This is a genomic window from Desulfitobacterium chlororespirans DSM 11544 (genome assembly GCF_900143285.1).
GTDB lineage: Bacteria > Bacillota > Desulfitobacteriia > Desulfitobacteriales > Desulfitobacteriaceae > Desulfitobacterium > Desulfitobacterium chlororespirans.
Window position 1 is genome coordinate 36,319 of record NZ_FRDN01000012.1, and the last position, 15,330, is coordinate 51,648.

Annotated in this window: 13 protein-coding genes; all 13 read left to right on the top strand. The window is 46.2% G+C overall.

From position 1 onward, the window contains the following. The first annotated feature begins 69 nt into the window (after positions 1-69). A complete protein-coding gene (locus BUA14_RS18430) occupies positions 70-846 on the top strand; it encodes an acyl-CoA dehydratase activase (RefSeq protein ID WP_072773933.1) in 777 nt (258 codons plus the stop codon). Between the two features lie 58 nt (positions 847-904). After that, entirely contained in the window at positions 905-2,167 is a 1,263-nt protein-coding gene (locus BUA14_RS18435) for a 2-hydroxyacyl-CoA dehydratase subunit D (protein ID WP_072773934.1), read from the top strand. After that, entirely contained in the window at positions 2,167-3,285 is a 1,119-nt protein-coding gene (locus BUA14_RS18440; RefSeq protein ID WP_072773935.1) for a 2-hydroxyacyl-CoA dehydratase subunit D, read from the top strand. The genes BUA14_RS18435 and BUA14_RS18440 overlap by 1 nt, the downstream gene beginning before the upstream one ends. A 39-nt stretch (positions 3,286-3,324) precedes the next feature. Next, positions 3,325-4,512 carry an acetate/propionate family kinase gene (locus tag BUA14_RS18445; protein WP_072773936.1) on the top strand — a complete coding sequence of 396 codons (1,188 nt, stop codon included), beginning with the start codon at positions 3,325-3,327 and terminating at the stop codon, positions 4,510-4,512. A gap of 32 nt (positions 4,513-4,544) precedes the next feature. Further along, positions 4,545-5,117 (top strand): phosphate propanoyltransferase, encoded by a 573-nt coding sequence (gene pduL / locus BUA14_RS18450; RefSeq protein WP_072773937.1) that lies wholly within the window; start codon positions 4,545-4,547, stop codon positions 5,115-5,117. Between the two features lie 165 nt (positions 5,118-5,282). Beyond that, positions 5,283-7,310 (top strand): methyl-accepting chemotaxis protein, encoded by a 2,028-nt coding sequence (locus tag BUA14_RS18455; RefSeq protein ID WP_072773938.1) that lies wholly within the window; start codon positions 5,283-5,285, stop codon positions 7,308-7,310. Between the two features lie 516 nt (positions 7,311-7,826). Continuing rightward, a complete protein-coding gene (locus BUA14_RS18460; protein WP_072773939.1) occupies positions 7,827-9,899 on the top strand; it encodes an acetate--CoA ligase family protein in 2,073 nt (690 codons plus the stop codon). Positions 9,900-9,983: 84 nt separating this feature from the next. Further along, positions 9,984-11,258, top strand: coding sequence for an ABC transporter substrate-binding protein (locus tag BUA14_RS18465; protein ID WP_072773940.1), 1,275 nt, complete (start codon positions 9,984-9,986; stop codon positions 11,256-11,258). 122 nt (positions 11,259-11,380) lie between these two features. Beyond that, the gene (locus tag BUA14_RS18470; protein WP_084078711.1) at positions 11,381-12,238 is read left to right on the top strand and encodes a branched-chain amino acid ABC transporter permease; all 858 of its coding nucleotides are present in this window, start codon (positions 11,381-11,383) and stop codon (positions 12,236-12,238) included. A 33-nt stretch (positions 12,239-12,271) separates the two neighbouring features. Further along, positions 12,272-13,264 carry a branched-chain amino acid ABC transporter permease gene (locus tag BUA14_RS18475; RefSeq protein WP_072773941.1) on the top strand — a complete coding sequence of 331 codons (993 nt, stop codon included), beginning with the start codon at positions 12,272-12,274 and terminating at the stop codon, positions 13,262-13,264. Next, positions 13,251-13,967, top strand: a complete 717-nt coding sequence (locus BUA14_RS18480) for an ABC transporter ATP-binding protein (RefSeq protein WP_072773942.1) — start codon at positions 13,251-13,253, stop codon at positions 13,965-13,967. Before BUA14_RS18475 ends, BUA14_RS18480 begins: the two co-directional genes overlap by 14 nt. Then, on the top strand, positions 13,960-14,667 hold the full coding sequence (locus tag BUA14_RS18485) for an ABC transporter ATP-binding protein (protein WP_072773943.1): 708 nt from the start codon (positions 13,960-13,962) through the stop codon (positions 14,665-14,667). The genes BUA14_RS18480 and BUA14_RS18485 overlap by 8 nt, the downstream gene beginning before the upstream one ends. 466 nt (positions 14,668-15,133) lie before the next feature. Further along, positions 15,134-15,298, top strand: coding sequence for a hypothetical protein (locus tag BUA14_RS28035; protein WP_178371736.1), 165 nt, complete (start codon positions 15,134-15,136; stop codon positions 15,296-15,298). The last annotated feature ends 32 nt before the right edge of the window (positions 15,299-15,330 follow it).

The following is a 15,330-nucleotide window of genomic DNA, read 5'->3' on the forward strand; positions in this document are numbered from 1 at the left end:
AATTGTGTTTAAAAAAGTACGGATCAAAAACAGGAGATAAGCGCAAAACCACAGAGAGGAGATGCTGTCATGTATACAATGGGGATTGATATCGGCTCGGCTTCCTCAAAGGTCGTCATCCTGAAAGACGGGAAAGATATTGTGGCTGCAGAAACAGTTCAAGTCGGGACAGGCTCCTCCGGCCCTAAAAGAGCCTTGAACAGCGCTCTTTTCAAAGGGGGGCTTACCTTGGGGGATATGGCAAGGATCGTTGCCACCGGATATGGGCGTTTTGCGTTTGAAGAAGCACATAAACAGGTTACAGAGATCCGATGTCAGGCGATTGGAAACTTTTTCTTAATACCAACAGCCAGAACAATCATTGATATTGGAGGACAGGATGCTAAAGCGATCAGACTCGACGACAAAGGCTATGTCAAGCAATTCTTTATGAATGATAAATGTGCAGCCGGCACAGGACGCTTTCTTGACGTAATGTCCAGAGTCCTCGAGGTTGGGCTCACAGAAATGGCAGAATACGATGCAAAGGCCACGGAACCGGCGACAGTCAGCAGTACTTGCACAGTGTTTGCGGAATCCGAGGTGATCTCTCAGCTATCACAAGGAGTTGCCCTAGAAAATATTATTGCCGGGATTCATCAATCCATTGCCAGCAAAGCGGCCGGATTAGCCGGTAGAGGTGTAGTTGAAGATGACGTTGTCATGTGTGGCGGTGTTGCTCAGAATGGTGGGGTTGTCAGAGCTCTGATCAGAGAGCTGAACAGAAAAGTGATCGTAACCCCCAATCCGCAAATCACCGCAGCGCTGGGAGCGGCCATTCATGCTTATCAGGATATGGAGAATTAAGACAGAGCCTTTGGAATTAAGGCAGAACCTCTATAAAAAGATGAAAGAAGGAAGATAAATGTCTGATGTATTAGAGATGAATGCAAAGCAATTATTGGGTCATTATCAAGCGCAATTGGATGAAGAAGCGAGGCAGGCCAAAAAAGAGGGCCGGCTCGTTTGCTGGTCGGCCTCGGTGGCCCCCTCGGAATTCTGTGTTGCGATGGATATTGCCATGGTATACCCTGAAACCCATGCCGCCGGTATCGGCGCGAAAAAAGGCGCCCTTGATATGCTGAAAGTTGCGGAACGGAAGGGGTACTCCATAGATATCTGCTCATATGCCAGAGTCAATCTTGGGTATATGGAACTGCTCAAAGAGCAAGCCCTTACAGGTGTAACCAGCGAGGAACTCAAAAATTCTCCGGCAGCAGAAGTACCCCTTCCAGACCTGGTTATCACATGCAACAACATATGCAATACATTGCTGAAGTGGTATGAAAATCTGGCTGCGGAGCTGAATATTCCTTGCATCATCATTGATGTGCCCTTCAATCACACTATGCCCATTCCCCAATATTCAAAAGATTACATTGCTGAACAATTTAAAGATGCCATTGCCCAACTGGAAGAAATTTGTGGCAAAAAATTTGATTATGACAAATTCTTTAAAGTGCAGGAACAGACCCAGCGTTCTGTAGCTCAATGGAACAGAGTCGCTGAATTTCTTCATTATAAACCCAGTCCGCTGAACGGCTTTGATCTCTTCAACTTCATGGCTCTGATTGTTTGTGCCAGGAGTAAAGAGTATGCGGAGATTACCTTCAAAACCTTTGCCGATGAATTGAAGGAAAAACTGAAAAATGGCGTCTATGCCTTTGGAGACAACGAAAAGAAACGTATTACTTGGGAAGGCATTGCTGTCTGGCCGCATTTGGGGCATACGTTCAAAACATTGAAAAATGCAGGGAACCTTATGACAGGCTCGGCCTATCCCGGGCTTTGGAATCTGACTTATACGCCGGGTGATATGAGCTCCATGGCGGAAGCCTATACCAGGATTTATATCAATACATGCCTGGACAATAAGATTAAAGTGCTGAGCGACATCATAGATAAAGGGCAATGTGACGGCATTCTCTACCACCAGAACAGAAGCTGCAAACTCATGAGCCTATTGAATGTGGAGACGGCTGAACGCTTAAATGCACAGAATCAATTGCCCTACGTCAGCTTTGACGGAGACCAGACCGATCCGCGCAATTATGCTCCGGCACAATATGAGACGAGAGTACAGGCACTTGATGAAATGATGAGTCAGGGTAAGGGGGACAAAAACTAATGAATAGAATGGAAACAATCATCGATCAGCTTATGGCGGTTGCCAGGAAGCCGGCCCAAGCTATCGCCGGCCATAAAGCGCAGACAGGTAAAGGCGCAGTAGGTGTGATGCCCGTATATGCTCCGGAGGAGATCATTCACGCAGCAGGCTATCTTCCGGTTGGTATTTGGGGGGGGCAAAAAACCATTACCAAAGCCCGCGCCTATCTGCCTCCGTATGCCTGTTCCATCATGCAATCGGTTATGGAGATGCAGATTGAGGGAGTATACGATAATTTACAGGCCGTGTTGTTCTCAGTGCCCTGCGATACGTTAAAGTGTATGAGCCAGAAATGGAAAGGGACAGCTCCCGTTATTGTCTTCACACATCCCCAAAACAGAAAACTGGCGGCTGCCCATGGTTTTTTAGTCGAGGAATACAAACGCCTAAGGGAAAAACTGGAAAAAACTCTTGGTGTGAAGATCACCGACGAGGCTCTTGGGAGAAGCATTGATATTTATAATGAAAACAGGAAAATTATGCGGGAATTTTCAGAGCTCGCTGCCCAATATCCCCATAGTATCGATCCGGTTAAACGCCATGGGGTCATGAAAGCCAGGCACTTCATGGAAAAATCACAGCATACGGCCTTGGTGAAAGAGTTGATGGATGAAGTTAAAGCTCTGCCAAGTGAGCCATGGCAGGGCAAGAAAGTTATCTTAACCGGGATCACAGCGGAACCGGATGAAGTTCTGGATGTTCTTAAAGAAAACGGATTTGCCGTAGTGGCCGACGACCTTGCTCAGGAATCAAGGCAATTCAGGCTCGATGTACCGGCGGGGGAAGAGCCCTTGTCCAGGCTGGCCAAATGGTGGCAGGATTTTGACGGGTGCTCTTTGGCAGTCAACCCTGAAAAACCCCGCGGTAAAATGCTCATCGATATGGTCGAAAAACATCAGGCAGATGCTGTTGTGGTATGCATGATGAAGTTCTGCGATCCGGAGGAATTTGATTATCCGATTTACTATGCGCAGTTGGAGGAAAAGGGCATAAGGAGCTTATACCTTGATATCGATCAGGAATCCACTTCATTTGAGCAGATCAAGACGCGGGTGCAGAGTTTCCGCGAGATGCTGTAGGCATTTCAGGTCCCAATAAAGTAAAAGAAGGTGATGCTTATGTTGATTTTAATTTGCAATGTGGGGAGCACATCACTCAAATTCAAGCTGTATACGATGCCGGACACCCATATTTTATGTGAAGCTAAGATTGAGCGGGTGGGCAGTGCCAATGGGATATATTCCTTCCGGAACAATTTAAATGGCGCTGAAGAAAGCAGGGAAGGTCTGAATATTCCCGGTTATAGTGAAGGAATCAATTTGTTTTTGAAGGATCTGGTTGACTCCGGGAAAGGAGCAATCCGAACCATCGACCAGGTGGATGCCATTGGCTTCAAGACGGTTATCGCGAAAGGCTATTATGGTGTTCATGAGCTTTCGGATGAGGTGATCGCGGCGATGGAAGCATACATCAAGGTCGCTCCCGCCCATAATCCCCCCTACATTGAAGCCATCAGAAAGTTTAAAGAGATCCTTCCGGATAAACTATTCGTCGGCGTATTTGAGACAGCATTTCACAAAACCATACCCCAGGAACGAAGAATGTATTCCATCCCTTATGAATGGTATGAGAACTATGACATTCAGCGTCTGGGCTATCACGGTGCATCCCACGGCTATATTTCCCGGCAGGTGGAGAAGCGCATAGGCAAGCAGTATAAACTGATCTCCTGTCATTTAGGGGGCAGTGGTTCACTGTGCGCTGTGTTGGACGGCAAATCCGTGGACTCAAGTTTCGGATTTTCGCCACAGACCGGTATCCCCCATGCCAACCGGGCCGGGGACATTGACGCCAATATTATTCCTTTTCTCTTGGGACAGGGCCTGACGGTTGAGGAAATATTCAAGGGCATTGACAAAAACGGAGGACTGCTGGGTATTTCGGGAGTAAGCAACGATTTGCGTGATATCGAAGAAGCAGCGGCTCAAGGCAATGAGCGGGCTAAGCTGGCCATCGATGTGTACGCTGACAGCATTATCAAATACATCGGTTCCTTCTATGCGGTTTTGGGTGGGCTGGATTATCTTGTGTTTACAGGCGGTATAGGAGAAAATTCCTCTGTCATCAGGCAGAAGATCTGCTCAAGGCTCACCCATCTGGGAGTTGAACTTGATGAGGCCGGCAATGTTGAAGGGCCAAAAGAGCGGGTGATCTCTGCCGATACATCCAAAGTTAAGGTCTGCATCATTCCCACCAACGAAGAAGAAGGGATTGCCCAGGATATCTTTCATAATTATGCTGTTTAATGATTCATTAAATGACGAGGGAGGCCGTTGAAATGAAAACAGTTCCAGTAGGAGTATCGAACCGTCATGTGCATTTGTCACAAGAACATATTCAGGTATTATTTGGCGAAGGGTATAATCTGACCCAGGCCAAAATGCTTGCCCAGCCCGGTCAATTCGCAAGCGGTGAATTTGTAAATTTAGTAGGATCGAAAGGAACCATTGAAGGGGTAAGGGTTTTGGGACCCGCCCGGAAAGATACCCAGGTAGAGTTAGCGGTTACAGATAGCTATAAATTAGGGCTTAAGCCTCCCGTCAGAGATTCCGGCGACCTTAAAGGTTCCCCCGGGTTGACAATCACCGGCCCTTGTGGGGCGGTAACCCTTGCTGAAGGGGCGATTATCGCGGCGCGCCATATCCATATGCATTCTGCAGATGCGGAGGGTCTTAGCCTGAAGAATGGCGATCGGGCGAAAGTTCAGGTCAATGGTCCCAGGGGTGGCGTGTTTGATGAAGTCTTGATTCGGGTGAGCGATAGCTTTGTCACTGAGATGCACATTGATACAGATGAGGCCAATGCCTTTGGTTTAGCCAATGGACAGCTTGTCGGCATAATCCTGAAATAAAGAAGTCTGAAATTTTAAAAGCACTTGTTCTTATCAGTCTGGGATGGATATATGGGGATTATTTCCCGACTACTCCACAACTTTTGCTAGATAAGGCAAGTGTTTTTTTGATTTATGCCAGATTATCTCATGCCAACCAAGAATTATGATGAAGGAGCGGGAGAAATGAAAAGTATCGGGAACAGGATTGCTCTCATTTTTGCTGGTGTGCTTATTGTCTCAACCACTGCCTTAAGCCTGCTGGCCTATGTGCAGGCTTCTCAGGTCATTACCCGGGAAGTGAGCAGCGCAACCGCCAAACTGGCGGAGGAAGCGGCGAACACTATTGAAACTGCCATTGAGAAAGTTTACAGCAACCTGGAAGTATTAGCCAACAGTGAGGTTATGCGCAAAGTAGGGGAGGCCTCTCCGGCAACAATTCAACAGCAGGTGGCAGCTTTGAAGGAAGAAGCTGCCCGTTCCGGATTCCTGCTCATGTCCATAACCGATGCCACCGGGAAGTCGCATACTTCAAATAATCTGTCCCTGGATAACAGCCAAAGCGAGTGTTTTCTTGAGGCTATGCAGGGGAAAAGGGCGATTTCCCCGGTACAAAAAAGCAGCGCTACGGATACGTTTTATATAACTGCATTTTATATAACCTTTACTGTACCCATAAAATCCGGCGATCAAGTGATTGGGACAATCGATGGGGTACTGGATGTTATGGATCTGACAAAATTGGCTGAGGAGCTGACCATTGGGCAAACTGGGTATGTTTTTATCGTTAATGAACAAGGCACGGTGATAGCCCACCCGGATAAAGAGCTTGTGGAAGGATTATATAATCCCATTGCAGCGGCCCAGGAAGATCCGGGTGTTGCTGAATTAGCCGATGTTATTCAGAAAAGAATGCTGGCGGGGGAAAATGGTTCAAGTCAGTACGTTTTTCAAGGTCAGGAAAAAATGATGGGCTTTGCACCGGTAGAAAACACCAAATGGAGCTTGGCCCTGACAGCACCGATGAGCGAGATCCTTTCCGCCCTGGACGGCTTGAAAAGAAGTGCCCTCATCATTGCTTTATTTTTCCTGGTATTCGGAACAATTGTGGCCATCGCTGCAGGAAGGAGGATTGCCCGTCCGGTAAACGAAGCGGCCGCTTATGCCGAAATGATCGCGGAGGGGGATCTTACCCAAAAACTAAGCCAGGTAAGCCTGGCCCGCCGAGATGAGATCGGGCGGCTGTCCCAATCTTTTCAGAAAATGCAGGATGTTCTGAATGAGACGGTGGGGAAAATCTCCATATCTGCCGCTAACCTGGCAACAGCCAGCAGGCAGTTATCAAGGGTGACTCAGAATGCTTCCGCCAATATGGAAACGATTGCCGCCGCGACTGAAGAAATATTCGCCTCCCTTGAGGAAGTAAGCGCTTCCAGCCAGGAAGTAGCGGCTTCCGGTCAGGAAATGAACGCTTCTACGGAAACCTTAAACAAGGCAATGGTCGATGGGGGAGAGAATTCCCGCACCATTGAAAACCGTGTGGGAACGGTCTATCAGTCAGTGACGGCTTCCAAGCAGATAACGGAGCAAACCTACTCAACATTAGAAGAACGGATAAAGGTTACCATCGAAAAAGCCGGGATAGTTGACGAAATAACCAATATGGCAGATCTTATTGCCAATATTGCCGGTCAGACCAATCTCCTGGCCCTCAACGCGGCCATTGAAGCTGCCCGGGCCGGAGAACAGGGCAGGGGCTTTGCGGTGGTTGCCGAAGAGGTCAGAAAGCTTGCCGAACAATCAGCGAATACGGTGGAGAATATCCAAGAGGTTACGAATAAAGTGCGGGAGAGCATCGATGACCTGGTCAAACAAGCCCAGGAATTATTAGCCTTTATGAATACCAAGATCAAGGACGACTATGTGGAGTTTATGAATACCGCCGAACAGTACCGCGAGGATACCGCAACCTTCGGGCGGATTACCCGGTCGGCTTCAGAAATGTGTCAACAAGTATTGCTGACGGTTAGCGAAGTCAGCAGGGCTATGACTGAAATCACCCAAAGCGTAGGCCAAAGTGCGGAAAGCTCACAGCAAGTAGCGTCAAGTATCGAAACGGCTACTGTTTCTATGACGGATATCAGCACTTCCGTAGATGTTTTGGCGAAGACGGCTGAAGAATTAACCGCGCTGACAGGTAAATTTACACTATGAGTATCGGATCTGTTGCCCTGGCCTCAGGCTCAAATAGTTTCAGGCATGTATATAAAGTAAATAATTTATCCCCGTAATTGTATAGTTTGTATCTAAATTTGGGGGGGAGATCATAAGCAAACTTAAAAGAGCAAACCAAGAAGCCTGTATTTTAGAATAATTATGAAATTTCAATAATTTTATTAATAATAATAGCTGAATTATGCGCCGTTTTGACTGGATTGTTAGGTACAAGTATAAAAAATATGACGCAGAAAAGTCAAAAAGCGATAAATAAAGGATTGTTGGCATAGTAATTGCTTATTTTATGTATAACAATTAAAAATAATACAAACTGCATAAGGAGGTATCTTGTAAAACCAAGGGGCGTTTTTTGAAATTTTTCTGCATCTATAAGGTCAGGTGAGGGGAGGTGCAAGGGATTTATTTTTAGGCATGAGTTGTCACAGTTTGCATTTACTGTGTAAACAGATAATGCGAAGCTTAACTTTTATAAAACAAATTGGAGGATTCAAAATGAGCTTGAAAAAGTTATTTTACCCCAAGACAATCGCCATTGTTGGAGCATCGCAAAATTTAGACAGCATCGGTGGTCAGCCCATCAAGTTTTTGAAAAAATATAATTTCCAGGGAACGGTCATGCCGGTTAATCCTAAATATAGTGAAATTGCCGGACTTAAGTGTTATCCTTCCGTTTCATCCATAACTGAGGAAATTGACGTTGTGCTGGTATCGGTGGCGGCGAGCAGGGTGTTGCCTATTGTTAAAGAATGTGTCGAGAAAAAGGCACATTTTGTTGTTATTTTCAGTTCGGGATTTGCGGAAATGGGCAATCATCAAGGGCAGCAGGAGCTGATCGATGCGGTAGCCGGTACCGGAACCAGAATCCTGGGTCCGAACAATCAGGGTATAGTAAACTTTATCGACGGCATTCCCGCCGGATTTAATCCGCTGCTTGATGCTGAAGTGATTCCTAAAGGAAATATCGGTATTGTCGCCCAAAGCAGTGGTTTAGGCTTCGCCGCCATAGGTTTCGCTATTCAGCAGAGATTGGGAATTTCCCATATCGCTACGGTGGGCAACCAGGCCGACATCAATATCATGGAACTGATCCAGTTCATGATCGAGGATGAACATACCTCCATCATCACCTGTATTGTGGAAGGGTTAAAGCCTTCTTCAAACTTGCCGGAATTGGCGAAGCTGGCGAAACAAAAGGGGAAATCTTTAGTCTTTCTGAAATTAGGGAGAACAGCCGTAGGTAAAAAAGCTTCCATGTCACACAGCGGCTCATTAGCCGGGGACTCCGACATTTTTGAGGCTTTCTGCAAGCAGGCCGGGATCATCTCGGTTAAGGATATGGAAGATCTGATTGATGTGTTGATTGGGCTGCAAGGGAAAAAGCCGGGAGGCGACCGTGTGGCTGTAGTGACTGAAACCGGTGGGTCGGGGATTCTTGCCGCTGACATATGTGAAGATTTCCATATACAAACCCCCAGACTGACCGAAGAAACCATCAACTCTCTCAACGCAATACTTCCGGATTTTGCATCGGCGCAGAACCCGGTTGATTTTACAGCCCATATATTTAATCAAGAGGATTTGTTCCGCAATTGTTTAGTGGAGGTGGTAAAAGACAGTAATATCGATGTGCTGCTGTTCTCTTTTGGCCCAACCCGCGGCAAGCTGGCTGAAAAGATGGCGGACGATATTATCGAAATCAGCAAAGAATTAAACAAATCGATTTTTATCTCCTGGTTAACTCCTGAACAGCCATTCTTTAACAAGCTTAGAGAAGCAAATGTTCCCCTCTACCCCACCCCTTACAGATGTATTCGGGCGCTGGAGCACATAGTCAGGCAGGAAATACCGGTTAAAGCAGCTGAGAAGAAAGCCACGGCGGATAAGAAGCACGGAGACGCTGAGGTTCTGTCTCTGACTGAGTATCAAACCAAAAAAATGCTTGGCGAATATGGCATAGCAGTGCTCCGAGGCGGTTTAGCGACGTCCTTGGAAGAAGCTGTAAACTTAGGGTCTCAGATTGATTATCCGGTTGTTTTGAAAGTGATGTCCCCGCAAATTGCCCATAAAACCGACGCGGGGTTGGTAATTCTGGGCATAAAGAATGAGCAGGAACTAACGGATAACTACAACACGATTTTGGAACGCGCCAAGAAAAGCTTTCCCACGGCGGCAATTGAAGGAGTGCTGGTTGAGAAAATGGTGGAGAAGCCGGTAGCCGAAGTGATATTGGGCATTAAATACGACATTACCTTTGGCCCGGTGATCATCTTTGGTCTGGGTGGAATTTTCGTTGAGGTTTTGGGTGATGTGGCCAGGCGGGTGCTGCCCTTAACAAGAGAGGAAGCTTTGGCAATGCTTGCTTCGATCAAGGCCTATCCCTTGCTCAACGGCTACAGAGGAAAGCCGCAAGGTAATCTTGACGCCTTAGTGGACATGATTTTAAATTTATCCCGCTTCGCCATAGAGCAACAGGATAATTTTAAGGAAATGGATATTAACCCGGTTTTTGTGATGCCTGAAGGCCAAGGCGTTATTTGCGGCGACGCCTTGCTTATACCTCGTTGATGAAGGTTTGATGGAAATTCTTTTGATTAAATCTGGGTGCCGAGAAGAACGGAATAGGTGCAAATTGAATAGGGAGGAACATCTATGAAAAAGCTTTGGTCAATGGTTTTGGTGATGATGTTGATTGTCAGTTTAGTAGGATGCGGGACAACAAATACGGCAAAAGATGCACCAAAAGATGCAGTAGAGCAACAGGGCGGTGAATTAAAGGTTGGCGTTATTTTACCCATGAGCGGCAATATGGCTTTGCTGGGAAACGAAATTTATGATGCCATCAACATTGCCGCTGAGATGAAGAATAAACAGGGCGGAGTCAATGGTAAAAAGATTGTGCTCGCCAAGTCTGATGCACCTGATGCCAGTGCCGGTTCAACTCAGGCGAACCGTCTTGTGAATACAGAAAATATCAAACTGATTGTCGGAACCTATTCAAGCGGTATTGCCGCCGCCGCCATCCCGGTTGCCATGCGCGCCAATGCTTCTTATATTGAGGTAAATGCCGTGGCGGACGAAATTACGGAGCAAGGTTATAAATACATTTGGCGGAGTGTGGCTACGGCCAATATGATGGGTTCCACGGCGTCCAAATTCGCTGCTGAGTATTTGGTTCCTCAGTTGAACACCACCAAGGAAGAACTTAGAGTTGCGATTATCCATGAAGATTCATCATGGGGAACATCGGTCAGCAATGGAGTGCGGGAGACGGCTAAGGCTAATGGGTTGAATATTGTCTGCGATGAAGGCTATAGCGCGAAATCCAATGACCTGTCCCCAATTATCCTGAAATTAATTGATGCCAAACCGGATGTAGTGATCGCTTCTTCCTATATTGCCGATGCAATGCTTCTGCAAAAGCAGGCTCAACAGTTTAACTTCCGGCCTAAAGCTTGGGTCGGTACCAGTGCAGGGCATGCCCTGAGTGATTATGGTGCAAGTTTAGGTGCCGCCAGCGAAGGAATATTTGTGGCCGATCTTCCGGGAATTGTTAATGACAAAGCTTTGGATGAGGATGCCATTAAACTTAAGAATGACTTCTTAGCGGAATGGAACAGTAGTCATAACAAAGCTGTCACAGGGCTAAGTATGGGAGCATTTACCGGAGCCTGGGCGTTCTTCAATGATGTTTTACCCCAGTGTAAAACTTTTGATGCCGAAGAAATACGCGGTATTTATTTTAATTTGGATAAACCCACAGGCAGTATGTCTGACGGAATGGGCGTGAAATATGATTCAACAGGTCAAAACGAACGGGCCTATATTGCCATTGAGCAATGGCAAGGTGGCGCTCTGGAAGCTGTTTGGCCGGAAAATATTGCGACAAAGCAGCCCAATAGCATTCCCTTGCCAGCGTATAAATAAGTACTTTTGGTTTGAGTGAGAAGGTTACAGGTGGTCACTAAAAAAGTGATCGCCTGTAAATTCCACGGCAATATCGGACAAGCAACTATATTACCGTTTTATTTGTGAAAGGGGGAACGACTTTGTTCTTGCAGAACTTGGTTAACGGGATTCTTATTGGCGGCATGTATGGGTTAGCTGCATGCGGGCTTTCCTTGATTTTCGGTGTGATGAACATTGTTAATTTTGCTCACGGCGAATTTCTCATGCTGGCCATGTATATTACCTACTTCGCCACAACTTATTTGGGCATTGATCCACTGCTTTCGATCCTTATTTCGATCCCCATCATGGTGCTCTTCGGATTGTTTATTGAACGCGTTCTCATTGCCCGTATTATCAACAGCAGCAACATGGCGCAAATATTTCTTACGGTAGGGCTGGGAATGGTCTTAACCAATCTGGCCTTGGTTACGATTGGCGGTAATTATCTGTCAACTACCGTAGCCTACGCCTCGGAATCCTTTAAGTTAGGGAACTTAATGTTTGCCAAAGCCAATGTGCTGACCTTTGTGATTACAATCGCCACCTTTGGGCTGGTATCGCTTTTGCTCAGATATACCCTCATCGGGAAGGCCATCCGCTCTGTTTCCCAGGACCGGAATACGGCCCAATTGATGGGTGTAAACACCAAGGTGCTGTATTCGGTGGCCTTTGGTTTGGGCATGGTGATGGTGGCAATTTCGGGGAGCCTCTTGTCAATTATGTATCCGGTTAGCCCCACCATAGGCAGTCACTTTGTTGTCCTCTGTTTTGTGGTTGTCGTTTTGGGAGGAATGGGCAGTTTGCCGGGAGCTCTGATCGGCGGAATGATCGTAGGCGTGTTTGAAGCCATGTGCGGCTATTATGTCAGCATTGGGTGGAAAGATGCGGTGCCTTTCCTGATTCTGATCATTCTCCTTATTGTCAGGCCTCAGGGTATTTTTGGTGACCGGACATAGAAAACGATGGATTAAGGTGATGGAGGGATAACTTTGCGAGATAAAAAAATAGGGATCATGATTTTGGTATTTGCTGCTCTATGTCTGATAACAGGATCCATCAAAAATATGTTTTTGCTGGACATTATTGTGATGACCTGTATATGGGCATTTGCCTCACAGGCCTGGAATATTGCCGGTGGTTATTCAGGGCAGTTTTCGCTGGGGCATTGTGGTTTTTTTGGTATAGGGGCTTACGCATCAACCATTTTATATATGAATTTTGGCTTGTCTCCTTGGATCGGGTTGATCATCGGAGGTTTGCTTGCGGGAGTTTTGGGGGGCCTCTATTCAGGAATATGCAATAAGTTATCCGGGCACTTCTTTAGTTTGGCAACTCTCGCTATGGGTCAAATTCTGTATATCGCTTCCATTCAGTTGAAATCTATTACCAAAGGCTCCATGGGGATCATCATTCCCTTTCAGGAGAGCATGGCGAACATGATTTTCTCAAACCGCGCAACCTATGGGATTATCATTTTGATCATGTTACTGTTTTTAACGCTGTTTACCTACTCCATGCAAAAAAGCAGATACGGATACTTTTTATATGCCATACGGGACAATGAACGGGCTGCTCTTTCTTTAGGGGTCAGAGGACAGCAATTGAAAATCGCCAGTTTTGCCATAAGTGCTTTTTTCACAGCCATCGCCGGCTCTTTCTATGCCCAGTATATTCTCTTTATTGAACCTGACAGCACGATGGTGATGGCTGTAGCGGTTCAGATTGCGACCATCGCCATCATCGGCGGAACAGGAACCTATGTAGGGCCATTGTTGGGAGCCTCTGTCTTAATACCCCTCAGCATGGTTCTCAGAGCACAGCTCAACACGATATCAGGTCTGGACACCCTGATCTACGGGTTGGTTCTCATTTTTGTGGTGATATTCCTTCCCGATGGATTGCTTCCACTGATTTTGAAGATCTTCAAAAAGCGTTCCCAAAAGGAAGTGAAGGAGGAAGCGATTTGCAATGCTGAAGTGTAGCAGTGTTTCAGTTTCATTTGGCGGCTTAAAAGCAGTCGATGATGTCAGTTTTAATGTCAAAAAGAATGAGATTCTGGGTATGATCGGACCTAACGGTGCCGGCAAGACGACTTTATTTAATGCCATTTGCGGAGATGTCAGAAATGCCGGGGGAGAAATAATTTTTGAAGGGAAGAGCCTGTCAAACCTGACCAAGGATTTAAGATGCCGGCAAGGTATAGCCCGCACGTTTCAAATCCCCCAGCTTTTCGAAAATTTATCGGTTAGAGAAAATGTCTTGATTGGCGCCCTGTGCAAGGAATCACAGATGTCAGAAGCCCTGGCGGTTACGGAAAGAGTATTGCGTTCGGTAAAAATTGAGAAACTGGCCGATCTTTATCCTGATGTGTTGACCATAGGCCAGAGAAAAAGCCTGGAGTTGGCCAGGGCCTTGGCAACACAGCCTGATCTGATCTTGCTGGACGAGATCATGGGCGGTCTTCATGTCAATGAAGTTGAGGAAACGGTTGCCTTATTAAAAGAAATAAGGCAGCAGGGAGTCACGGTATTTTTGATCGAACATGTGATTAGCGCTGTGGTGTCCTTGTGCGATCGAGTGGTTGTGATGAATCAAGGCAAATTGATTGCGGAAGGCACAGCTGCTGAAGTTATGTCTGACCATGAGGTAATCGATGCTTATTTAGGGAGGGAAGACGATGCTTAATCTATCAAATGTTGACGTCATGTACGGAAAATTTGTAGCGGTGAAAAATGTATCGATGCGGGTGAACGAAGGGGAGATCGTGGCTTTGATCGGTTCAAATGGAGCCGGAAAAAGTACCTTATTAAAATCAATATCCGGGTTGTGCACTGACCTCAATGGTGAAATTGTGTTTAAAGATGAGAAGATGAGATGCTGTAAATGCCATGAAAAGATCAGCCGGGGAATCGTTCATGTTCCCGAAGGCAGAAAGCTTTTTCCCAAGCTGACCGTGATGGAAAACCTGCAAATGGGTGCCTATTCGAAATGCGCGAGAAAAGAAGCCAAGAATACGATCAAAAGAGTGTTTGAGCTCTTCCCGCGTTTAGAGGAAAGGAAGCATCAGCTGGCAGGGTCGATGAGCGGCGGTGAACAGCAGATGTGCGCTATCGGCAGAGGGATGATGGGACTGCCCAAGCTGCTTTTGCTGGATGAACCCAGCCTTGGTCTGGCTCCGAAACTGGTTAAGACGGTATTTGAAACCATCAAGAAGATCAATGATGATGGGATCACAATTTTGCTGGCGGAACAAAATACGACTATGAGTTTGAAATATTCGGATCGGTTTTATATTCTTGAAAACGGCACCATCGTGAATGAGCAAAGCAAGGATTCTATGGCTGATGATTCCGCAATCAGGGAGAAATACTTTGGTCTGGTGTAAGATTCCGGACGTGTGGCTATAAACTAAACAGGCTCATTGTTGTGTGTATACAAACTATATATGGGAACCAGGAATTGCTTGTTCAATAGACCAAAATACCTCATTTTAAGGGAGGAGGTCTGCCGTTTCACCTGAAGATCATCAACTTGGAAAAATTTTTATCCATACCCTCTGGAGCATGGGGGGCTGGTGGAAGAGCTATAGAGCCGGCTTAAAACCCCATTATATAAAAAATGTAGCGTCAGTTGGCATGCAATTTGCTATATAGTTGATCAACAGATTGCGAAGTGGACAGTTTGACTGATAGTTTCGCTAGAGCTGCATGAGGAGATAGGGAGGTGGTGGAATGCTGACAGTAACCGAATTTGCTTTAAAGAAGTTAAGCGAGTTTAAAGGTGACAGCAATCAGCCGATCAGGCTGGAAAGAGCCATAAGTGGGTGCTGATCAGTAGCTCCAGAGATCAGGTTGATCTTAAGCGAAGTAAAAGAGAATGATGAGATTTTGGAAATCGGCGGGATTACCTTTGTGGTTGATAAGAAGTTTATGAGAGTGGTAACTCCGATTAAGGTTGACTATAAGATCAAAATAACCGGAAGAGGTTTTGTTATCACTTATGGAGAGAACGCTTGAAATGTTTAAATCCCTGATAAGGGTTGGTTAAA